At 39.0% G+C, this 23,066-nt stretch carries 16 protein-coding genes and 1 pseudogene; 10 read left to right on the top strand and 7 right to left on the bottom strand.

Annotated elements, in window-relative coordinates:
• Window positions 1-731 precede the first annotated feature (731 nt).
• From F6K27_RS04080 to hemB, 5 genes and pseudogenes are all read left to right on the top strand, one after another.
• Window positions 732-1,955: a flavin monoamine oxidase family protein gene (locus F6K27_RS04080; RefSeq protein WP_287279054.1), complete on the top strand. Its 1,224-nt coding sequence runs from the start codon at window positions 732-734 to the stop codon at window positions 1,953-1,955.
• Between the two features lie 214 nt (window positions 1,956-2,169).
• A pseudogene (locus tag F6K27_RS04075) lies at window positions 2,170-2,913 on the top strand (IS1634 family transposase); the annotation flags it as partial.
• 446 nt (window positions 2,914-3,359) lie between these two features.
• Window positions 3,360-4,091, top strand: coding sequence for a GUN4 domain-containing protein (locus F6K27_RS04070; protein WP_287279053.1), 732 nt, complete (start codon window positions 3,360-3,362; stop codon window positions 4,089-4,091).
• Window positions 4,092-4,126: 35 nt separating this feature from the next.
• Window positions 4,127-6,169: an SPFH domain-containing protein gene (locus F6K27_RS04065; RefSeq protein WP_287279052.1), complete on the top strand. Its 2,043-nt coding sequence runs from the start codon at window positions 4,127-4,129 to the stop codon at window positions 6,167-6,169.
• 255 nt (window positions 6,170-6,424) lie between these two features.
• Entirely contained in the window at window positions 6,425-7,429 is a 1,005-nt protein-coding gene (gene hemB / locus F6K27_RS04060; RefSeq protein WP_287279065.1) for a porphobilinogen synthase, read from the top strand.
• Window positions 7,430-7,768: 339 nt separating this feature from the next.
• Here the strand turns inward: hemB and F6K27_RS04055 are convergent, their stop codons facing one another.
• Together F6K27_RS04055 and chlP are read right to left on the bottom strand one after the other, a co-directional pair.
• Window positions 7,769-8,545, bottom strand: a complete 777-nt coding sequence (locus F6K27_RS04055; RefSeq protein WP_375339652.1) for a DUF938 domain-containing protein — start codon at window positions 8,543-8,545, stop codon at window positions 7,769-7,771.
• 647 nt (window positions 8,546-9,192) lie between these two features.
• A complete protein-coding gene (gene chlP, locus F6K27_RS04050; RefSeq protein WP_287279051.1) occupies window positions 9,193-10,413 on the bottom strand; it encodes a geranylgeranyl reductase in 1,221 nt (406 codons plus the stop codon).
• Window positions 10,414-10,827: 414 nt separating this feature from the next.
• Between chlP and yidD the strand changes: the two genes are divergently transcribed.
• From yidD to F6K27_RS04035, 3 genes are all read left to right on the top strand, one after another.
• Window positions 10,828-11,088: a membrane protein insertion efficiency factor YidD gene (gene yidD, locus F6K27_RS04045; protein WP_287279050.1), complete on the top strand. Its 261-nt coding sequence runs from the start codon at window positions 10,828-10,830 to the stop codon at window positions 11,086-11,088.
• Window positions 11,089-11,586: 498 nt separating this feature from the next.
• The gene (gene cbiE / locus F6K27_RS04040; RefSeq protein ID WP_287274075.1) at window positions 11,587-12,843 is read left to right on the top strand and encodes a precorrin-6y C5,15-methyltransferase (decarboxylating) subunit CbiE; all 1,257 of its coding nucleotides are present in this window, start codon (window positions 11,587-11,589) and stop codon (window positions 12,841-12,843) included.
• 17 nt (window positions 12,844-12,860) lie between these two features.
• Window positions 12,861-12,998: a hypothetical protein gene (locus F6K27_RS04035; RefSeq protein WP_287274073.1), complete on the top strand. Its 138-nt coding sequence runs from the start codon at window positions 12,861-12,863 to the stop codon at window positions 12,996-12,998.
• Between the two features lie 662 nt (window positions 12,999-13,660).
• Here the strand turns inward: F6K27_RS04035 and F6K27_RS04030 are convergent.
• The 3 genes from F6K27_RS04030 to F6K27_RS04020 form a co-directional block, all read right to left on the bottom strand.
• Window positions 13,661-14,458 (bottom strand): phosphodiester glycosidase family protein, encoded by a 798-nt coding sequence (locus F6K27_RS04030; RefSeq protein WP_287274071.1) that lies wholly within the window; start codon window positions 14,456-14,458, stop codon window positions 13,661-13,663.
• Between the two features lie 96 nt (window positions 14,459-14,554).
• Entirely contained in the window at window positions 14,555-15,103 is a 549-nt protein-coding gene (locus F6K27_RS04025) for a Uma2 family endonuclease (protein WP_287274070.1), read from the bottom strand.
• 685 nt (window positions 15,104-15,788) lie between these two features.
• Window positions 15,789-16,784 (bottom strand): YgcG family protein, encoded by a 996-nt coding sequence (locus F6K27_RS04020; protein ID WP_287274068.1) that lies wholly within the window; start codon window positions 16,782-16,784, stop codon window positions 15,789-15,791.
• Between the two features lie 407 nt (window positions 16,785-17,191).
• Here F6K27_RS04020 and F6K27_RS04015 point away from each other — a divergent pair, with 407 nt between their 5' ends.
• Together F6K27_RS04015 and F6K27_RS04010 are read left to right on the top strand one after the other, a co-directional pair.
• Window positions 17,192-17,377: a hypothetical protein gene (locus tag F6K27_RS04015; protein WP_287274067.1), complete on the top strand. Its 186-nt coding sequence runs from the start codon at window positions 17,192-17,194 to the stop codon at window positions 17,375-17,377.
• Window positions 17,371-17,892 carry a hypothetical protein gene (locus F6K27_RS04010; RefSeq protein WP_287274066.1) on the top strand — a complete coding sequence of 174 codons (522 nt, stop codon included), beginning with the start codon at window positions 17,371-17,373 and terminating at the stop codon, window positions 17,890-17,892. Before F6K27_RS04015 ends, F6K27_RS04010 begins: the two co-directional genes overlap by 7 nt.
• 185 nt (window positions 17,893-18,077) lie before the next feature.
• On the opposite strand, the gene F6K27_RS04005 is transcribed toward F6K27_RS04010, so the two are convergent.
• Window positions 18,078-18,719 (bottom strand): choice-of-anchor E domain-containing protein, encoded by a 642-nt coding sequence (locus tag F6K27_RS04005; protein WP_287274064.1) that lies wholly within the window; start codon window positions 18,717-18,719, stop codon window positions 18,078-18,080.
• A gap of 1,057 nt (window positions 18,720-19,776) precedes the next feature.
• Window positions 19,777-23,007 (bottom strand): carbamoyl-phosphate synthase large subunit, encoded by a 3,231-nt coding sequence (gene carB / locus F6K27_RS04000; protein WP_287274062.1) that lies wholly within the window; start codon window positions 23,005-23,007, stop codon window positions 19,777-19,779.
• Between the last annotated feature and the right edge of the window lie 59 nt (window positions 23,008-23,066).

The raw sequence follows: 23,066 nt of genomic DNA, 5'->3' as shown, positions 1-23,066 counted from the left end.
CAATATAGCAAAGTGGAATATGCAGCCTCAGTAAAATGAAATGCCAAAGCTGCCGAAACTAACAAGCGCATCCAGAAATTCAAAAAAAACTTCACTAACCCATTTATGGGCAAACCTCGACACTCAATATGATCCACTATAAAATCATCATTCGTCCGATAGCAGCCTTTTTGTAGATCGACGACTTCTCCAAAATCAAAATAAGGTAATGGGATTGAAAATGCAAAAATTAAGCTCAACAAAAATAGACCCACATATATAAGGGAAATATTCTTTAAAAGAATAATCAATTTTTTCTTCATAGGATTGTAAAAATAAGTTGTACAAATTTTATTGGACAGTAAAAAGTTCTCAGTAGAAAAAAACATTCCTCCTTGATTTTTCCGCCCTTCTCTGCTGAAAATGCTGACTTTTTGTAGCTCTCTAATCAGTAGTTCGACAGATTGAGAATTTTGTGGAATCTAAATACGGAAAATTATAGCAGATACGCGATCGCTCAACCTTTCCCAAACACTTTTTTGACTATACTTAATATTTATCAAATTTAGGTTACAGCAGTTTTCATGTCGGTAGACTACAGTAGGGGCGAATGGCCATTTGCTGGCGCAAAGCTCCGCTTTATATGTCGCGCAGCGAAACGCCCCTACAAGGTTTTGGTTGTAACGATGTGGTTCATCAATCTGAAAAGCGCTATAAAGTAACTAATGACTCTTTGATAAATCTAGCTAAAAATGAATCGACGATTATTACTACATGGAGTTACCAGTAGCTTACTTTTGAATTTCTTACCCTGGGAGGGTTTTCAGGCAAAAAAACAAAAGCTTTTAGGCTACATCCGAACCAATTGGAGTCGCGATCGCTACACATACGGCTCATATTCATACATCCCAAAGGGAGCTTCGCGCAGTGACATTCGTGCCCTAGAGCAGCCCATTGACAAGAAGATATTTTTTGCTGGCGAAGCTACTTTTCCAAAGTACAACAGTACAGTTCATTCTGCCTACGAATCTGGGCTTCGGGCAGCTAACTCAATTTTGGAACGTAGCGCTGATAGGATTGCAATTATTGGTGCCGGAATGAGCGGCCTTGCCTCAGCACATAAACTTTCCACAAATGGTAGAGAAGTTACTGTGTTTGAAGCACGCGATCGCATTGGTGGACGGATATGGACAGATGACCGACTGGGAATACCATTGGAACTGGGAGCTAGTTGGATTCATGGGATAAACGGAAACCCCCTTGTGAATTTGGCCGAGGGGCTGGATCGGCGACTTATCCAAACTAAAAAAGAGGATTACATTATTCGAGGACGTGGTGGGCGTAAAATTAGAGACCGCGATGCCCCAGAATGGTTGGAAAATGTTGTTAGTATCCAGCACACGGCTGGAACAAATGAAGATCAAATCAATCAGTTGGCTTATCTCTTTGTGAACGACTATGATGGTCCCGATGTCATATTCCCAGATGGATACGCAGGTATTTTGGCAGCCTTCAAGGGAGACTACAAAATTAAATTGAATACACTGGTTAAGGAAATTTCGAGAACTCAAAAAGGGGTGACACTGGGTTTTGAGAAAATTAATAATCAATCTTTTGATGCGGTTTTGGTAACAGTCCCCCTTGGTGTACTCAAAACAGGAGATATCAAGTTCAATCCTGTATTGCCCAAAAATAAGCAGCAAGCTATCGATCGACTCGGAATGGGGACTTTAGACAAAGTTTATTTGTTATTCGATGAGCCATTCTGGGATTTATCAACTACCTGGATATTAACTCCAGAAAACGATCTTCCTCCGGGGCAGTTTAACCAATGGTTTAATCTTTATCCATACATTAAAGAGCCTATCATTATGGTTTTAAATGGGGGGCCACCAGCTTTAGCCTTATCGGCACTTTCAGATGAAGATATTGTGCAAAGAGCCTTACAAACTATTTACACTGCCTATTCAGTTTAGAACGGTTTTAATGAAGAATGCTAATCTTAATTTTATTTTGTGGTCGCTCTGGTTTAGCTTTTAACCCACATTCCGCACTTCAAATTATATTACAAGAGGTTACATAAAACTTGTGTATTTAATTAAGTAGAATTACTTATGGTGTTTAGTGACTTCAGATGAGATCATCAGCTTTATGATCTCATAATTTTTAGTATAAAAAAAATGTCAGTAGATGGAAGAAATAACAATTAAAAATCTCGACCACTTAGGAATAGTTGCAGGACTAATTGATGAGATAGGAATTGTGGAAATAATTAACCAAAATTTAGGAGTAGATAATCGAGAGAAAATCACATCAGGCCAAGTAATTAAAGCTTTAATTATCAACGGATTAGGAATGGTATCACGTCCTTTATATTTGTTTAGTCAGTTTTTTGAAGACAAGGCGGTAGAAAAATTATTAGGAATAGATATCTCAGGTGAATATTTAAACGACGATAAAATTGGTAGAGTCATGGATAATACCTATCAATTAGGACTAACAAATTTATTTGTAGAGATAGGATTATTAGTTATTAAAAAATTTAACATAGAGACTAAATATGCTCACTTAGATTCAACATCATTTCATTTACATGGAGAATATAATCAAATTGAATCTTCTGAAAATGATCAAAAAAGACCTATATTAATAACAAAAGGATATTCTCGCGACCATCGACCAGATTTAAAACAATGTGTATTAGATTTAGTTGTCAGTAGTGATAGTGGAATACCATTGTTTATGAGGAATGCTGATGGTAATGAATCAGATAAAGCAGTATTTGGTCAAATTTTAACTGAGGTCAAAAAACAAATAAAACTAGATAGTATTATGGTCTGTGATAGTGCCTTATATAGCCAAGAGAATCTCCAGTTAATCTCAAACTTAAAATGGATAACTAGAGTGCCAATGACTTTAAAAAAGGCCAAAGAGAGTTGAGAAATACTTTAACAAGAACCAATAATGCAGTCAAGAATCAGTTAGGAAAACTAACAAATACCCCCACATTAAGATGGATATTTCAATGCTTTCAAGGCATTCATTTGCTAACTATAAATCAATCCAAAAAAGTAGTTAATCTCACTGAAGAACGGAGCTTGATTTTAAAGTTTTTACCCTCTGCTTGTCAAAAATATTATCTGTGATTTTAATGAGCGGTGATCATCCTCCGGACGGTGCGGAGCACCATCGCACTACCTGCGATCATGAAAATTGATTGATGCTTTCAACTGGAGCGTAATTGTTCCCGTGTTTTCTGCTGCCAACAAAACTCCCTGGTTCACCAACAATACTGATGACATTCATTTTTTTATGTTTTATAGAATTAATTTGTTGAATTTGTTGGCTCAAATTCTGATGATGATTCATGTATACCTTATGTGTTACATTGTGAAGTGCGGAATGTGGGTCCATCTCAAACACAGGAAGTTGGAAACTACTGGCAGCATATGCAAACAAGGTTGGACGTTTTAGGCAGCCGTCAAAAGGAGACTTATCAAAACCTCCATCAAATGCGCCAAGACTGGTTCAAGAAAAAGGACAAACCAGAACCTCCCGAACCTCCAGAACCAGGACCTCCCGAACCTCCAGAACCTCTGGCAAACTACACCCACCTAAGCGATCTTCTAGCAGCAGAAAAATGGAAAGAGGCAGATATAGAAACAACTAGAGTTCTGCTCGAACTTGCCGATCGGCAAACGAATGGTTGGTTACGAGTAAAAGACATCGATGTGTTGCCTTGCCCCGACCTCAAACAGATCGACAAATTATGGATAGAGTATAGCAAAGGTCAATTTGGATTAAGCTTACAGCAACAAATTTGGTCTCAGGTTGGAGGTCAGCTAGGTAAATTCGATAACAACATTTTCTACAAATTTTGCGATCGCGTCGGTTGGCGCAAAAACAATGAATGGCTCAAAAATGAGGAGTTGGAGTTTACCTCAGATGCTCCAGAAGGACATCTCCCATCTTTATTCTTTACAAATCCGAACAATCCGGGTGGGTGGTTTGGATTGCGAAAAGACAGTTTTAATCATTTATTACCTCGTTTGAGCGCTTGTTTGTCGAGTAGTTTCAACGGAAACACATATGCTCAAAGATTGAAAAATTAGACAAAAATCAAACCAATTTCAATGGAATTTAAACTATGCAATCTTCAAGAGTTTCTCTAAAAAAAGTGGCATTGATCGGGCTAGCAACAATCGGGATTATCTTTGGAACCAATAATTTTCAGACACGCTCCTTAGCTGTTGAGCCAGATCTAAATGTTACGTCACAACCCACTCGTTACGATCGCTCAACTGCTCTGAGTCCATCGCTTAGGTTAATCTCTCTAAACAAACCTCTCGTCTTAGCTCAAACCGGTAGAGAGGGAGGGGGTGTAATCGTGTGGCTCGTCTTGCTGGGTGGAATAATAGTTACTCCCGTGGCGATCGTTACTTGGCAAAGCAGAGTTTTCATTAGGGATGGGGAAATTGGGATAGTCTACAAAAAAATTGCCCCTCGACGCGGTTCTTTACCCCAGAACAAACGAATTGCTCTCAAAGGAGAAACAGGTTGGCAACCTGATGTGCTGTGTCCCGGTTTACATTTCCGACATCCTTGGTTCTACAAAATCCTCAAGGAAAAAGAGATTCAGATTCCCCCAGGAGAAATCGGACTGGTGATTGCTCAAGATGGAGAATCTATTCCACCTGGACAAATGTTGGGTAAAGTTGTCAACTGCGATGATTTCCAAGATGCCCGGGCATTTTTGAAACATGGTCAGACAGGTCGGCAGCTTGGTATTTTGAGGGATACCACTTACCGAATCAATACCAAGCTGTTCACCGTCATCACTACAGCCAACGCGACGCAACATCGCATGAGTCCCAAAGACTTGCGGGTATGCGTCATTGATTCAGATAAGATTGGTATTGTGAAAACTGAGGACGGAATACCCCTTCCAGAGGGAGAAATTGCCGGTTCGCCTATACCAGATCACGATAACTTCCAAAACGGTCAGAAATTTATTGATGCTGATGGATACAAAGGCTTACAAGAGGAAGTTCTGCCATCGGGGTCTTGGTATCTCAATCCCTGGTTCGTCAAGGTCGAACAAGTGCCATTAACCGATATTCCCGCAGGGCATGTCGGGGTTATCATTTCTGATGTTGGTAAGAATCCCCACACCCAAGACGAGCCTGTTGACTGCGGATACAAAGGGGTTTTGAAAACTCCGCTCTATCCAGGTAAATATCCCATCAATCCAAAAGTGCAGAGAGTGGAAATCGTCCCCACTCATGAAATTACCCTCGACTGGTCTAACAAACCCAAGCCAGCTAGCAACTACGACTCGCAACTTCTGGCTTTAAAGCTTCGCTCCAAAGATGGATTTGCTTTTGGTATGGAGGTGACGCAGGTAATCAGTATCGCGGGCAAAGACGCTCCCAAAATGCTCTCCCGCGTAGGTTCCCTCTTAGTTGGAGTCTCGAATCCAACCGTCGCTCGTTTCGATAACTCTGTAAACCCCATGAAATTTAGCTCTATTAAAAATCTCGTCACCAGAGTTATAGGGCCAATGGTCGGCACTCACTTTCGTAATTCCGCTCAGGACTACGAGGCACTGGACTTTCATCACAATCGAGGTGACAGACAAAGAGATGCAATTGATTTCATTAGTTCCGCACTTGATGCTTATGGCGTTAGAGCTGTCGGCACGTTTATTAATGAAATCGATTTGCCTGATGGAGTTGAGAAGGAACTAACTAGACAAAAAGAGTTTGAACTCATAGCAGAGACCTTGAAAAAAGAGCGGGAGGCTGAGGAAGAAAAGCAAAAACTTGCCTATACTCAGGCACTAACGGAACTTCAGGGAGAACTGGTTCGATCCCAACATGGGGTAGAGATTGCCGAGCTAGAGGCAATGGCACAAAAATGTAAAAATTTAGCCAAGTTTGACGCGACTAAGATGGAAAATCAAGCAAAAATCGAATTTTTGCAAGCCATGATTGATAACCTGGGTCGCGATGGATATTTAGATTTAGAAAAAATAAAACACTTTGCTGAATTGAAACTTCCAGAAGTTTTAGTGAATAATTCAGATCAGAAAAATACTGGAATGCTTGAAGCATTGATTGCTTCAGTTTTCCGTTCATCTAGCGAACAGCCTTTGCTCAACTCAAGCGATCACAAAAAACTTCTAAGTTAAAAGAAAATTACAAGGTAACACAGCCAAAGTTTTTCTTTAGAACCGTAACTTATAAAAATTCCTAGCTTATTGAGTGGAAGAAAAGGTTAAATTTTTCATCAAAAAATGAGGAGGTAGTCCAATAGTCCCTTGATTTTTCCGCCCTTCTTTACTGAAAATGCTAACTTTTTGTAGCTCTCTAATCTCTATTGACTAGATGTCAATTTTTGATTATGATTAATGACTATCAAAATTATTAGGATAACTAATCTACCCATGACAGAAACAAATTTTTCCACAGAATTTCCCGGCGTACAGCGCCCCCGTCGTCTTCGTCGCACTCCTGCTTTGCGACGTATGGTTGAGGAAACCCAGTTGACAGTTAACGATTTAATTTATCCATTATTTGTGATGGAAGGAGAAGGGCAAAAAGTCGAGGTTGTTTCCATGCCAGGAAGTTATCGCTATACTCTAGATTTACTGCTCAAAGAAATAGAGGATGCTTATAATTTAGGAATTAATGCGATCGCTTTATTCCCCCTAGTTGAGGAAGCTAAAAAAGACAACGTTGGCACCGAAAGCTACAACCCAGATGGGTTAATACAAAGAACTGTAAAAGCGATTAAACAAACAGTACCAGATATTGTCGTCATTACTGATGTTGCCCTCGACCCCTATTCTAGCGAAGGTCACGATGGTATTGTGGGGGAAAATGGAGTCATTCTCAACGACCCTACTGTAGAAGTTTTGGTCAAACAAGCACTATCCCAGGCCGAAGCAGGTGCTGATATTGTCGCTCCCTCAGATATGATGGATGGGCGTATTGGAGCGATTCGCAAAGCTCTTGATGCTGCTGAATACTTCGATGTGGGAATACTTGCCTACTCTGCCAAATATGCCTCAGCTTATTATGGCCCGTTTCGGGATGCTTTGGATTCTGCGCCAAAATTTGGGGACAAAAAGACTTATCAAATGAACCCTGCTAATGCTAGGGAAGCCATCAAGGAAGTAGCTTTGGATATTGCCGAAGGTGCAGATATGGTGATGGTTAAGCCGGCGCTGGCTTATTTAGATATTATTTGTGAGGTGAAAAAGACAACAAATCTACCTGTAGCTGCTTATAACGTGAGTGGCGAATATGCCATGATTAAGGCTGCTGGTGAGAAAGGTTGGATAGATGAAAAAAAGGTGATGTTGGAAACTCTAACCAGTATGAAACGTGCTGGTGCGGATTTAATTTTGACTTATTTTGCTAAGGAAGTTGCGTTAATTTTGCAATAGGCAATGATGATAATAGTGGGGAATTGGAACAAGAATAGGAACCCACATTCCGCACTTCAAAATGTGATATCATGTCTGGTTGAATACTTATGAATAAACGACGTAGGAGTCAGGAGGGAAGAAAGAAGAAGGAAAAAGCAAGAAAAGGATAAGGTTTTTTGATCGCTAATTATCCAGACATGATATAACCTCAAAAAAAGTCGCAGTGCAATACAAAAAAAAGACCAATAGGTATAGAATACATATGTGTTGAGTTTATCCTAACGGATAAGATGGCACTAACTTTCCTCAACGCAATCTACGCAAACCCATTTTCTCAATGAGATTTTCTCAATGATATTAGTTTTTATGAAAAATCACAGACAAATTATTTGCAGGCATTTCTACCATCTCCACAAACCTTAACCCCTCCTTATCCGCTACTGCGATAACATCCTCTAAATTTCTCACTCCCCACTCAGGATCTTGAGAACGCAAAGACTCATCAAAACTCTGGTTACTTGGTGTAGTATGTTCCCCACCTTGTTTATATGGACCATACAAATATAGCACCCCGTCCTTTGGCAACAAACGTCCCGCACCTGCCATTAATCCCAAACTAGTTGACCAGGGACTAATATGAATCATATTAATATTGACAATAGCAGCAATCTCAATACCCTCTTTTTCCACCGCCCAAACTGATTCTCGCACATCAATATCAAGAGGAGAATGCAAATTATCTGACGGACTATGTTGTTGCCAAGCTACAATACTATCGCGCAACATTGGGTTGGGGTCAGAAAGAAACCACTGACGAGGTTGTAGGTGGGGAGAAAAGAAAACAGAATGTTCTCCCGTACCACTAGCAATTTCTAAAATATTTCCCGTTGGAGGCAAAACTCGCTGTAGCACTTCCAAGATAAATGAGCGGTTGCGTTCAGTTGTCGGAGCATACTGCCGAGCATCGCTAAAAGATGTCATAAGATTGATTTTGGCTTTGGTGATTTGAGGTATGATATCATGTCCGCATAAGAGCGCGAACAAAAAACTTTCTCCTTCTACTACTCTTTGCTTCTTCTTTCTTCCCTCCTGACTCCTGACTCCTGACTCCTCAATAATTAAGATTAATATCATACACCCACTTCACCAACGCCGAAAACGGGACTGGCGCGATTCGAACGCGCGACCTAGCGCTTCAGATTTGTGTGAGTTTCCCCACTCTCTGGACTATCCCTTCACCATAGCTCCAAAATAGCTTTAGGTGGTGGCCTAGTTTAAGCAGAATTTTATTTCTCCTTAAAACTCTAGTCTCTGCACCTTCTTCACCAATAATTAGGTAAAGCTTGGCTCAAGATTACCATATCTACAAATAATAGACTTAGGCTTCCTTGAATTTGACCACATTCACTCACGGAGTTTCCTCACATGGTGCCCGATATTTCAGGAGGCGCTTGCTCTATCCATCTGAGCCACAGCCCCATATCTTTTGATAGCTCAGTAGAATATTTAACTTGTATGCAAAACACTCTACATATCAACCTTAAAATCCCGCAGCAATATTCCGCAAGATTTTAAGATTAACTTAATTAACTTTGGACTTTAACACATCTAGTGCAGGATGGTAGAAATAACTGACCAGTTACAAAATCCTAAAACAATTACAAATCAAAAATTATTGACTGTCTTGAGTGCGTCTTACATTCTGAGGTTTCCTCAGAATTACGCACTCGCTTTTAACTTTTGATTTTTAACTTTTGACTTTTAACTTCTGCGTAGCGGCACTAAGGTGCTAAAGCATTACCCCGGAGAAGACTACCAATAGTTTTAGCAGTAATCTTCATCTGAACTAAAGGATTAGCAGGTACGACAGTTTTGTACAAATAACTATCAAAAGTTAGCTTCTGCACATCCATATCAGCACACATTTCTACAAAAGCTTCGCGGGTAGCATCAGAACGATAGAATACTCTCTGTAAAATATCTAATACTTTATAAGTCATGCCATACTTCTTATCCCACCGCTTCAAATAAAGCTTTAAATCTGCTTCAGTGGGAATAGTTGCACCATTATTAGAAGTCTCCACAATAGTTTCAGCACACATCCGAGCAGACTTAGCCGCAAAATAAATACCTTCACCAGAAGACTTAGTTACAGTACCAGCAGCATCTCCCACTAGAGCAACTCTACCACGAACCCGACGAGGACGAGGATGTTCGGGAATCGGGTGAGCTTCTACCTTGATGATTTCTCCACCTTCCAGACGCTTTGCAGCACGAGCGCGAATACCCGCTTGTAGCTTTTTGATTTGGGCCTGGTTGACTTTCATTGTGCCAGTACCCACAGCAACGTGGTCATGTTTGGGGAATACCCAAGCATAGAAGTCTGGGGACACATCATCACCCACATACATCTCTGCTAGGTCTTCATAATATGCCATGAGATGTTCTGGCAGACGAATACGCTCTTGGAAAGCGATCGCGTAATTATAATCTCCAGCATCAATGGCCTTAGCTATACGAGAGTTTGCCCCATCAGCTCCAATAACCAAATCTACCTTTAAGGTTTTAGCTGTACCTTGGATATCACCTTCTGAATGGTCAGAGTAATGAAGAGTGTAGGGGTCTCTATCATTAGTAGGAATATCCAGTTTATAAACCGTGCCATTAATCAGGTTAGCTCCGAGAGAAGCTGCCCGGTCTCTAAGGAAGCCATCTAAAACTTCCCGACGGCACATACCTATATATTCATCTTGTTTTTCTATATGGATATCCACCTCAACATTAGAGGGAGATATCATTTTCATATTTCTAACGCGGCGATCGATAATTTCTGGTGGTAGGTCAAATTCACTAACCATACACAGAGGAATAGCTCCACCGCAAGGTTTAGCATTATCTAGTTTACGTTCAAATAAATAAGTTTCAATACCTGCTTTTACTAAAGTCTCAGCAGCAGATGAACCTGCTGGGCCAGAACCAACAACAGCAACTCTCAGAGTCAAAGGTCTTCTCCCAATCTTTTTTTTATACTTACAAGTTGGGATGGTATCACGGACTTGGGTGTCGTAGTTGATTCTCTGAGGATATGTGAAGAAATTGCAACAGACCTTAATAATTTGATACTTTTTCTGAAAATGGACTTCTGTAATATTATCTTTGGTTGAATACTTAATAAAATAACTGTTGTGAGGAGTCAGGAGTCAGGAGTCAGGAGTCAGGAGGGAAGAAAGGAGGAAAGTAAAGATAATTTCAGTATTTCTTTGGTAATGTAGGTACTGTCAGTCCTTAAATTTTATTTATAATTGACCCGTCCGAACATGATTTTTTGATAAAAATAGGCAATAGAGGTACGTCTTGGGAAATGAGGGTTTAATTTTTGTAGTATAAATTGGCCTGAATTAATATCTTCATTTGTTATGAATAAAATTGCTGTTGCTTTGATTGACGGATATCAACAGTACATTTCGCCGAGAACAGGATTTTCTTGTGCCCATAGAATATTGTACAATGATGAATCTTGTTCTCATTATATTAAGCGTATGTTTATTGAGCAAGATTTTTCAGGAGCTATTCAAGCTGCACGTCAAAGGTTTAAAGCTTGTAAAGAGGCTAATCAAATTTTGAAGTTACAGGCAGTTAGTCTCGAAAAGAAATCCAAAAAAAAAACAACCTTCTAAGTTCATTAATTGTTGCGGTGATGTAGCCGAAGAGAGCTGTGAGTCTGCTTTGCCAAACTGTAATTGTGATAGCTGTGATTTCCCAGAATTAGATTGTGGTAGCTGTGAATTAGATTGTAGCCCAGACTTTGGCAGTTGTGGTTCATAATCATCATAGGTATAGTCGGCAAATATCCAGTCTATTAGACTTCTCCGGAAAAGAGGGAGTAGGGAGTAGGTGGAAAGAATTGATAATTTATATGGGCTTTGTTGCATGAAAGTAGCGATCGCCAAAAACTCCCTTAGTTGGAAGTTAACTAGATTTCTACTTTGTAGCTCTGGGGTTTACCATTTTGAATCATCACGTTGAGTATGGAACATTGTATGAATNTGACTGTCTAGGCGTACTGTCGGGGACTGGGAACAGTCTAGATAAGTGCCACTCAAGCAGTAAACCTAAATCGCGAGGTTTGGGAATCTCCTGTTATAATCTTTGATTTAATGGGAGAGGATGTCAACGTGAGTATAAATGTTATTGGCATAGGTTTAGATGGAGTTGTTGGACTAAATGAGTCAGTGCGGAAAATTGTTGAAAGGGCGACTGTGTTAGTAGGAAGCGATCGCCATCTCCGTTATTTCCCTAATCATTCTGCCGAAATTATTGTACTGGAAGATATACTTGAGACAATTGTAGAAATACGACAGCATTTAGATATCCCCAACAGTTGTATCGTAGTTTTAACTTCAGGAGACCCTTTATTTTTTGGCTTAGGGCGGCTATTAGTAACTCATTTTCCGCCAGAAAAATTAAGGTTTTATCCGCATCTGAGTTCGGTACAATTAGCTTTTAGTCGCCTCAAAATTCCTTGGCAAGATGCTAAAATAATTAGCGTTCATGGTCGCTCAATGGATGAGTTGATTCAAGCACTGCAGCAGGGAATTGAGAAAATAGCAGTGTTAACAGACAATACTCATACACCAAAAGCGATCGCTAATTTATTATTGGCTTTAGATTTACCAATTGACTATCATTTTTGGGTCTGTGAAAATATCGGTAGTGAGGATGAACGAGTTCAACAATGGTCTATAGATGAAGCAAAACAAGAAATATTTGCTCCTTTAAATGTAGTAGTATTATTACGTCAAGGTAAATTAGCTAATCAATCTGTGGATTTAACTAATTTACCTTGGTTGGGAATACCGGATAGTTATTTTTTTACTTACGATGACCGCCCAGGGTTAATGACTAAACGGGAAATACGAGTGTTAATTTTGGCTGAGTTGGGTTTGCAACCAGGACAAGTTATTTGGGATATTGGTGCTGGTAGTGGCTCTGTTTCAGTTGAAATTGCCCGCCTTTTTAGTGATTCTACAGTATATGCAATTGAAAAAACTGCTGCTGGAACAAGTTTAATTGAAGAAAACTGCCGTCGCTTTCAGGTGAACAATGTAGTTTCTATTCACGGTAATGCTCCTGATATTTTGCATCACCTGCGCCCTCCCCATAGAATTTTTATTGGGGGTAGTAGTGGTAAACTTAGGAATATTCTGGGAGTTTGTGGGATGAGGATGCTACCTGGAGGAATGATAGTATTAGCATTTACCAGTTTGGAAAATTTGCATACTGCTTTAAGTTGGGTAGAGGAAAGAAAAAAGAGCGATCGGAGTTGGAATTATCGTCTTTTGCAAGTACAGTTATCTCGATCTATACCTATAGCTAATTTAACTCGCTTTACTCCACTCAATCCAGTGAATATTATGATTATTAGTAGTTAGCACAGGGTAATGTATTTGTGACAAATGAAGGCAATCGCGATCCTAATGGCGATATTCCGTATTTATATCGTTGGTGTTTTAGTCTAAAAACTGGAGCAGTGAAAGAGGAAAAGCTGGATAAAGTGCTTTCAGAGTTTCTCCGTGTTAATGAATAGTTATACCATTTTCAGAAAATAGTGTTATACCTATTTGATAAATGTTTGCTACAAATAGCTAGGATATTTCTTAGGATTCAGGAGTCAGGATTCAGGAGTCAGGAGTCAGAATGAATTGCTTCAATACCAGTTTTTAGGTCGTAAACTCTCTTTTTCTCTTGGTGCGCGTTCCGCAAGCGAGCTGGCGTTGTCGCGGGGTCGCACCGCTCTCTTGGTCGATTGGATATGGCGAGGTCCCCTGGCCATCCCACCCTACGGGAAGCTGCGCTAACGACCGCTTTGTCAAAGGAACATTTCCTGCAAAATCTTTTTATCCCACTTATTATTCGTAACATTCTTTTTTAAAATTGGTATTATATCATGTTCGGACGGGTCAGTTATAAATAAAATTTAAGAACTAACAGTACCGAAGAAATACTGAAATTATTTTTACTGCAGCTTGTTTTCCTTGAGCAATTAAATATGAGAGTCGTCGTCCCGTGGGTAGTTGCGATCGCAACATTCATGCAACAAAACCCTTTGATTCTAAAAGTTTTTTTGGGTTGCGCTGCGCTTAACCCAACCTACAATCACTACAATCACAAATTTTACTCCTAATTTTCATAATTGTTGAACTATAAATAATATTCGCTACATAATTAAGCCCAAATTTACATAATGCCTCACTTTAATCCTAATAATATAGGCAATATAGCTGTTTCATTAAAATTCAATTCTGGATGGGTTTGAGAATACAATGCCACCGAAGAACCTCCATCTAAATTAACAATATGTAAGGTCTTACCTGAAAACACAGAAAGCTTTAACAAATAGTCTGCCAGCTCATCTAATTTGACATTCTCTTTAGTAATAATAAAATATTTTCTTCGGTCTTCTTCTGTATAGGCTAATAATGTTCTTTCAAATAGCAAAAGACCATTAAGAGATTGGTTAATATATTTTGTTGTTACTTGATTACTATCTATAATTAACGGACCGGACTGAAATTCAATATTAGTTTTCTCAGTTGAAGGTTCAAATAGTTTAGTTTCAACAAACTTCAACTCTTCTGTATTTGGGTTAAAGCTAATAATATGGGAAAGTTGTTTATCTTCTTTGACCGGAGTTTTTACTTTACCTAATACAGAAAGCCATCCAGCGTGTTCTTTCGATTCTTCAAAAAATGAGCCATTAACTATATATTTATAATTCGATTTTGTTGCAACAGTTTTGACTGATTCAGCCTGGGATGGTTTGTATATCAAATCAAAATTACCAATAAAAGAAACAATCGTCATGTCATAGTCATTGAATTTATATGCCATAATTTCACCGTCTTGAAAACTAGAATCAGGATCGACAGTTTGCTGATAAATAATTTCTTTGTCTAATTTTTTTGCTCGTTGGAAAACAGTAATTCCTACTCCTCCTAAACAAAGCAATACAATCACACACAAACCTATTTTGATTTTTTTGTTCATCACACTAGCGTCTAAAAATAAACTACATTTAAACTACATTAATTTTGAATTTTAAATCTCATATTCTTGCTCAATAACCATAGCTTCTTTTTATCATTAATTTTCTGCGAAAAAAGAACTAACTGAAACAGAAATATCTGGAAATGCTAGGGGGTTAATTTTTCCTTGGCGGAAAATAATTTCAGATCCATAATTATCTGCTTGAGGATGTCGAAAAACATAAATTTGTCGATTTTCCACATCTACTACCCAATATTCTAAAATTTTCGCTTTTGCATAAGCTTGCTTTTTTTCCCCTAAGTCATAACCTAGAGTAGTATTAGCAATTTCTATCAGCAAAAAAATATCTTCAGGATAAGGATGACGTTGATAGTAATTATTTCTGGGTGGGTGTGCGATCGCAATATCCGGTTGAGGTTCAGAATTAGACAGAGTAATAGGATGTGCTTCCCGAACATAAGCTAAATCTTTGAGCAGAGAGCGTAGATATTCAACGCTAGTTTCTGTAATTTGAGTATGTATTGGACTTTCCGGTGACATTTCTACAATTTCCCCATGCAAAAGTTCCACACGACGGTTAACAAATATTCCAGTATTAATTAGATGATGATATTCTTTAATTGTCCATTTGAATAAAGTTTTCATTTGACCACAACTTTAGTAAGATTTTGTACAGACATAATAAAATTTGATAAGGTTTATATTTATTATACTGCTCCTGATACTGAAGCTGAACTACCAAATCAGGTTACTCAAAAACCTAATTTTTGATAGGAATATTTGCTGAATATTTCTGGTTTATTACAGCGATCTTTTAAATAAGCTTCGTTGCTTCTAAATTTATAATTATCTACTTGGAAAAAATTAGCAGTTACAAGAAAAATTTTGAATCGGGGAATAGCACCAATGAGAAATATTTTTATTTTCTAAAGAGAGATTAACAGTTGTTTCAAAATCAATATGTTGAATATATCCATACTCAACAAAGCTCTTAATGGCATAACTTTTTAATTAAATAAATTGAATAAAGTAAACTACTTTTTTCTAAGAATATTTTTAATTTTCAAATGTAGGGAAGTTCCATGAAACTTCCCTGCGGGGTTGACTGTTTTTTGAGATAACGCTTTCAAGAATTTAGAATTTAGAATGTGCGAATTTAGAATTACCTCTCCTTGAAAGGAAGAGGATTGGGTTAAAAGGAATTTTTTCTTTTTTCTCCATGAATGGAGAGGCTTTATACCTTAATTTTTCGGTAAAATTAAAACCTCAGTACTTGCCATTTTAGCTGTGTCAGTCCACTACAACTAATACTTGTGGGGTGGGCAAATTTTCAATCACCACCACCACCATCACCACCGCCATCACCACCACCATCACTGCCACCAAAACTGCCACCTCCACCATCACCATAACTCACACCTCCACTAAAACTGTCACCAAAACTGCCACCTCCACCATCACCATAACTGCCACCTCCACCAAAACTACCACTATCGCTTCCATAGCTACCGCTACTATCACCACTGTAAATGCTACTACTTCTGTTAGTCGATCTACTGCCAGTAGTTCTATAATTTTTACTGCGACTAATATAGGTGCTTTGCGGACTCATCTGGACTCTATCAATACTTTTGAGGATACTCCAGAACATCCATATCAGTAAGATACCCATGAAGATACCTATATATATGAAGATACAACTAACGAGACCTGCGTTAGAATTTGTAGCTGACTGATATTTCTCTGTTTTCGGGGATGTTACTAAACCTGCAGTAGAAGTTGTAGCTAACTGATATTTCTCTGTTTTCAGGGATGTTACTAATTCTTTTGTACCTGCAACTACACCACTTTCAAAGTTTCCTAACTTAAATTCAGGAATAATTTTACTGTTGATAATATTACTAACCTTACCATTTGGTAAAGCTCGCTGTATTCCCCTACCTGTTTGAATTTCCACACGACGATCGCCTACAGAAACTAAAAACAACACACCATTATTTCGACCTTTTTTACCAATTCCCCAATAATTAAACAACTTAGTAGTAAATTCTTTGGGAGTTGCTGCGGGTTGAGTTTCTGCTACAGTCACAACAGAAATTTCTGAGCCATTTTTTGCTTCTAAATTGGAAATCATTTGGTTAAGTTGAGTTTCTGTACTTTTACTGAGAATTTCAGCCATATCTGTCACCCAACCATGATAGTAATGTCGTGGATTTGGTACTTCTTGTATAGTTAGGGCAAAACTAGGCAAAGGATGTATTGACCAAATTTGGACTACAAAAATTATTGACAAAACACATCTCAAGATAATTGAAGGGAAATTCATAATTTTTACCTTTTGGAAAAACAATAAAATGTTCCCTATTAATTATAGCAATTTAATATTTGACTGGTGATACTCTGATTGAAGAACAAATGATCTAGATCGCGAGAATTGCTATGTATAACTTTTATAGAGGTTATTTGGTATCTTTGCAAAGGTGCGGGTTTTTGGCAAAGGAGTCAGAAGTCAGGAGATCGAGAAATAGAATAGGGGAAAAATGTAAAACAAACGACTATGAGAGCTGACTGCTAATAGCTGAATGCTTACTATAAGAAACATAAGAAACCAGGTTTATGGGAGGTAGATGTTAATATGGTGGCGTATTTAAAATAAACCAGGTTTCTAGGATTGCTATAGATGTTTATGGTATATACTTAAAAATTGCCATTTAGAAAAGCAAAGAAAACAACATGGGATATACTGTATTGGTGACAGGTACATCTTCTGGAGTCGGAAAAGCAACTGCCAAAATTTTAATAGCTATTCGATTGGATTTTAGGCAGAATGATCAGTTAGTAACAGAACTTACGCAAACTAACCAAGAAACCCGCTTTCTTTGTATAAGTCCTATTAACCTTGAATTTTTGTTATGTTAAACCTTTGTTCTCTAATTGACAACAATTTCTTTCATCCTGAATATGGACGCTTGTTGTATCATCACGATCTTCAAAACCCAAACATTTTGCATTACTCAGTGCAAATAAATGATTCAGAATCTTTAGCATGGGAACCGGCTTTGTTGCATGAAAGTAGCGATCGCCAAAAAAATACAGGAAGACTAGCAATTTGGCATATTGACTGTGAACGTTTTCAACCTGCACAGTGGGTGACGCATTTAGAAAAAGAGAAAATTCAAAAAGCGATGCACGTTTCTGTTGCTCAGTTTCACGAAAATTGGAAGTATGAACTGTTCCGGTTTAATTGCGAACATTGGGCACGTTTGGTGACAACAGGAGACTGTCGTTGCTACCAAATTACAGAGTTTAAAAAATTGCAAAAAATTCCAGTGGTTGGTGTTGTTATTGTAGGTGTTGCTGGAGTTGTAACTGGTGCTTGGGAACATAATGGTTATGCTCAGGAGTTGATAGAAAAGGAGTGGAATTTTACCTGATTTTTTAAGGAGAAATAAATTGTAAATTCAAATTGTTTTGCTCGACAGAATATTGCATAAACAAAAGTTGAAAGACACACCCTAATATTTTTAGGGTGCATCTTGTCAAAATCGAATATTTAGAGATATACTTATAGTTAGCTTTTAAAATTGAGGTAGGTTTGCCAGAAATTAGATCTGTGAACCTACTTTTCTTCTTTTTGTTTGCGTTTCAGGGAGGTAGCACCAATAGTACCTATAGCTAGTAAGCCTAGCATAGAAGTAGGTTCGGGTGTTGATTTAGATACTTCCTCAAACTCATATTTTAAAGTCACTTCTCCTGATACTTCGGAAAGATTAAGACCAGCAAAAGAGTCATTGCCAAGGTCTCCATCTGCAAAAAACTCTACAACCACATCACCAACAGAAGCGACATCTACAAACGCACTGGTGTCGAACACTTGCCAGTCTATTATACTCAAATTTACAGAAACCCCATCATCTACTTGAGAATTGCTAACAAAAACACTGTCTATATCAGACAAACCAGCAAATGCTCCATCACCCAACAAAGATAAGACAAAACTTCCTTCACAATCCTGAATAGATGTACATAATTGTGCTGAGTCAAATGCTGAACCTGTAGCAGAGAAATTATAGTCTAAAGAAACTCCTGTAAGGTTTCCTACAGAAGAATCAAAGCCATCAAATGAGATTGGGTTAGAAAAATTGCTTACAGTTTGTTCTATAGTTGCTGCTTGAGCAGGAAGAACAGATGCTATTAAAGTTAAAGCAGACGCTAATCCTGCGGTAGTTAATCCAGAAGCGATTGAAAGCTTTTTCAACATAATTAAATTTCCTGAGTTAAGATTTATTGCCTACAACATTAATCTACCCCCCCCCCCGAAATTTTCGCAACCCTTTTTGTCTAATTTTACAGAATCTTTAATTTCATCTACGGTGTTTTTAGTAGTTAAAATTAGTGGAATTAACTACTAGATAAAGGCTTGAGGTGTATAGCTATGGCAACGGTACTTATGAAGTTTTGATTAAGCTAGACTAAGTTTTCCGGATATTATGGTTAAATAATAGTCTTATTACGGCTTCAGATAAATTATAGAAATTTTTATTGGTTAGTACATCTAGGAAGGCTGGAAGTGATATAATAAAACTTTGTATAAAAAATATTCTCAAGATAATGGAATTTTATTTGGTGTTGTAGATTAACAGAGCGATCGCTAGGTGCGTTACTACAGAAGTTTTCAATTTATAGCAACTTTGTGGCATGAAAGTAGCGATCGCAAAGGGAAGTAAAAAATTGAGGGGGTGATAAATTAAACTTTGCTCCCTCTTTATCAGTTAACTGTTAGTTAAAGTTAATGAAATAGGTAGGCACAAATATAGCGCTGTGCGCAGGCAACAGGCAACAGGCAACAGGGGGAATAAAAGACCGATAATACAAGATTTTAGCTATTGGAAACCTCTTGTAATTTGTAAATATGCCAGCGCACATTGCTATAATTAGTGAGACTTACACAAAACAGAAGTAGAAAATAGGCTCAAAATTCCCTGATCTAGACTGACTATAAGCCATTTTTAGACCATAAAATGTCTAAGTACCACTACTTTTTTATAAGAATCTTTTTGAAAAATGTCGGGACGTTCCATGAAACATCCCTACGGGGTTGACTGTTGGTTGTAAAATTAAGACCTCTCCCCCAACCCCTCTCCTGCTTTTGGAATATTCTCCCCCTTCCCTTGTAGGGAAGGGGGTTGGGGGGTTAGGTTATACTACTGTCTCCTAACTCCTGTCTCCTGACTCTTTCTTTCATTCTGACTCCTGACTCCTGTCTCCTGACTCCTTCTTTCATTCTGACTCCTGACTCCTGTCTCCTGACTCTTTCTTCAATAATAATCCTGCATCGCCTTCACCTCCAACGACCCAGACTTCAACGCTCGAATCGCCGCCGCCGTTGCTTTCGCCCCCGCAATAGTCGTAATTAATGGCACTTTATAATCTAACGAACTCCGCCGAATTTTAATCCCATCAGCACGCGCTTCCTCCCCAGAAGGAGTCGTAATAATCAACTGAATTTCTCCATTTTTAATCCCATCCAAAACATTAGGTCGTCCTTCATGCAACTTCAACATCAATCCCACATCCAAACCATGCAAACACAATACCTTCCGAGTTCCCTCAGTAGCTATCACTTTCAAACCCAACTCAATCAAGTCCTTAACCACTGGCACAACTGCTTCTTTATGGCGATCGCTCATCGACACAAACACAGTTCCCTCCAAAGGCAATTTTTGCCCTGCGGATAACTGTGCTTTAGCAAACGCTTTACCAAAGTCAACATCAATACCCATCGCTTCACCAGTAGAGCGCATTTCCGGTCCTAATATTGTGTCTGTACCTGGGAATTTCGCAAACGGTAACACCGCCTCTTTCACAGAAACGTGTTCGGGTATCTGTTCCTCCACAAAACCCAACTCTGGCAACGTCTTGCCAGACATGACTCGCGATGCCATTTTTGCCAAGGGTGTTCCTATTGCCTTAGACACAAAAGGTACTGTTCGCGACGCACGGGGGTTTGCCTCCAAAATATATACTGTTTCCCCTTGCACCGCAAACTGAATATTCATTAACCCGATAACATTCAATGCTTTTGCTAGAGCAACAGTCCATTGGCGAATTGTTTCCACAGCAGCAGGAGCTAAAGTTTGATAAGGAATGGAACAAGCAGAGTCTCCAGAGTGAATACCTGCCTCCTCAATATGTTCCATTATTCCACCAATAACTACCTGACCAGTACTATCTGCAATGGCATCCACATCCACTTCAATCGCATTTTCTAGGAACTTGTCAATCAAAATCGGATGTTCCGGTTCCACTTGTACTGCAAACTTCATATAACGCTCTAACTCTTGGTCAGAATAAACAATTTCCATTGCCCTGCCTCCCAAAACATAGGATGGTCGTACCACCACTGGATAACCTATTTTCTGTGCCACCTCCAGCGCATCCTCAAAACTGCGGGCGAGACCGTTAGCAGCTTGACGAATATCTAAATCTCGCAAAATCTGCTCAAACCTTTCTCGGTCTTCTGCGGTATCGATAGAGTCTGGGGAAGTGCCCCAAATTTTTGTTTTAGTTTCTGTTTGCTCTAAATATTTTTGCAGAGGAACCGCTAATTTCAGAGGTGTTTGTCCGCCAAACTGAACGATAATTCCTTCCGGGTTTTCCGCCTCAATAATATTTAGTACGTCTTCTTTAGTTAAAGGTTCAAAATAAAGACGATCGCTCGTATCATAGTCAGTCGAAACAGTTTCGGGATTAGAGTTAACCATAATTGTTTCAAACCCATCTTCTCCCAGAGCATAACTAGCATGACAACAACAATAATCAAATTCTATTCCCTGACCAATACGGTTAGGTCCGCCTCCCAAAATCATTACTTTCCGTTTTTCAGAAGGCAAAACTTCTGACTCTTCTTCATAAGTAGAATAATAGTAAGGTGTCAGCGCTTCAAACTCTGCTGCACAAGTATCCACCGTTTTATAAGCAGGTTTAACTCCCAAACTCAACCGATGACTTCTGACCTCATCCTCAGTAGTCTTACTGCAATAGGCAATTTGGCGATCGCTAAAACCTTGCCGTTTAATATCCCACATCTGCTCTTTTGTTAATTCTTTGAGGGAAGTTCGCTTAATCAATTTTTCTGTATCGGTCAACTCCCGCATCTTATCCAGAAACCAAATATCAATTCCGGTCAGTTCATAGACTTCCTCTACTGTCATGCCTAACAACAAAGCATGACGTACTGTAAATACTCTCTCTGGGTTAGGCGTGCGTAACCCTGCTCGTACTTGTTCTAAACTGGGCAACTTTTCCCAGCGATCGCTACCAAAACCTGCCCTACCTGTTTCCAAAGACCGCAATGCTTTCTGAAACGACTCCTGGAATGTCCTACCTATTGCCATTGCTTCTCCCACCGACTTCATTTGAGTAGTCAGCACTGCTTGGGAACCGGGAAATTTCTCAAAAGCAAACCTAGGAATTTTCGTGACAACATAATCTATAGTTGGTTCAAAACTAGCTGGTGTCTTTTTAGTAATATCATTAGGAATTTCATCTAAGGTGTAACCCACTGCTAATTTTGCTGCCATTTTAGCAATAGGAAAACCAGTAGCTTTTGACGCCAAAGCTGAAGAGCGACTCACCCGTGGGTTCATTTCAATCACAATCACATCTCCATTCACCGGGTTGACAGCAAACTGAATATTAGAACCCCCAGTTTCCACCCCTATTTCCCGGATAATTTTAATCGAAGCATCTCGCAGTCGTTGATATTCCTTATCCGTTAACGTTTGAGCTGGAGCAACAGTGATCGAGTCTCCAGTATGTACACCCATCGGGTCAATGTTTTCAATCGAACAGATAATTACTACATTATCTGCTAAGTCTCGCATTACCTCCAATTCATATTCTTTCCAACCAATCAACGATTTTTCCACTAGGATTTGAGATACTGGACTAGCATCTATCCCTGCTTGTGCCATTACTTCGTATTCTTCCTGATTGTAAGCAATACCTCCTCCTGTTCCCCCTAATGTGAAAGCAGGGCGAATAATTAAGGGATAAGTGCCAATTTCGTTGGCGATCGCTTTTGCCTCTTCCCAGTTGCTAGCAATACCCGATGGACAAACCGGAATACCAATTCGAGCCATTGCTTCCTTGAATAGCAGTCGGTCTTCGGCCATTTCAATTGCTGGTAGTTTAGCCCCGATTAACTCAACACCATACTTAGCTAAAGTACCATTTTTGGCCAAAGATACTGATATATTTAAAGCTGTCTGACCGCCCATTGTGGGTAGGAGAGCATCTGGTCGTTCTTTGGCAATGACTTTTTCTACAAGTTCAGGAGTCAGGGGTTCGATGTAAGTACATTCGGCAATTTCTGGGTCTGTCATAATTGTAGCTGGATTGGAGTTGACCAGCACAACCTCAAATCCTTCTTCTCTAAGAGCTTTACAAGCTTGTGTACCACTATAATCAAATTCACAAGCTTGGCCAATTACAATCGGACCAGAACCAACAAGTAGAATTTTGCGTATATCTTGGCGACGCGGCATAGATTTATATTTATTTGTTTGACAATTAAGGGTTAATTCACAGTATTTTAAGGGTGAGT

Source organism: Okeania sp. SIO2F5 (assembly GCF_010692685.1).
Lineage (GTDB): Bacteria > Cyanobacteriota > Cyanobacteriia > Cyanobacteriales > Microcoleaceae > Okeania > Okeania hirsuta.
The sequence above is the reverse complement of the archived record's forward strand: the minus strand, read 5'-3'. Positions and strand labels throughout refer to the sequence as shown.

Excerpts from the sequence above, each read along its gene's own strand:
- F6K27_RS04080 (WP_287279054.1), top strand. The coding sequence starts at position 732 with ATGAATCGACGATTATTACTACATGGAGTTACCAGTAGCTTACTTTTG.
- F6K27_RS04065 (WP_287279052.1), top strand. The coding sequence starts at position 4,127 with ATGCAATCTTCAAGAGTTTCTCTAAAAAAAGTGGCATTGATCGGGCTA.
- hemB (WP_287279065.1), top strand. The coding sequence starts at position 6,425 with ATGACAGAAACAAATTTTTCCACAGAATTTCCCGGCGTACAGCGCCCC.
- F6K27_RS04055 (WP_375339652.1), bottom strand. The coding sequence starts at position 8,545 with ATGATATTAATCTTAATTATTGAGGAGTCAGGAGTCAGGAGTCAGGAG.
- yidD (WP_287279050.1), top strand. The coding sequence starts at position 10,828 with ATGAATAAAATTGCTGTTGCTTTGATTGACGGATATCAACAGTACATT.
- F6K27_RS04030 (WP_287274071.1), bottom strand. The coding sequence starts at position 14,458 with ATGAACAAAAAAATCAAAATAGGTTTGTGTGTGATTGTATTGCTTTGT.
- F6K27_RS04025 (WP_287274070.1), bottom strand. The coding sequence starts at position 15,103 with ATGAAAACTTTATTCAAATGGACAATTAAAGAATATCATCATCTAATT.
- F6K27_RS04020 (WP_287274068.1), bottom strand. The coding sequence starts at position 16,784 with ATGAATTTCCCTTCAATTATCTTGAGATGTGTTTTGTCAATAATTTTT.
- F6K27_RS04015 (WP_287274067.1), top strand. The coding sequence starts at position 17,192 with ATGGGATATACTGTATTGGTGACAGGTACATCTTCTGGAGTCGGAAAA.
- F6K27_RS04010 (WP_287274066.1), top strand. The coding sequence starts at position 17,371 with ATGTTAAACCTTTGTTCTCTAATTGACAACAATTTCTTTCATCCTGAA.
- F6K27_RS04005 (WP_287274064.1), bottom strand. The coding sequence starts at position 18,719 with ATGTTGAAAAAGCTTTCAATCGCTTCTGGATTAACTACCGCAGGATTA.
- carB (WP_287274062.1), bottom strand. The coding sequence starts at position 23,007 with ATGCCGCGTCGCCAAGATATACGCAAAATTCTACTTGTTGGTTCTGGT.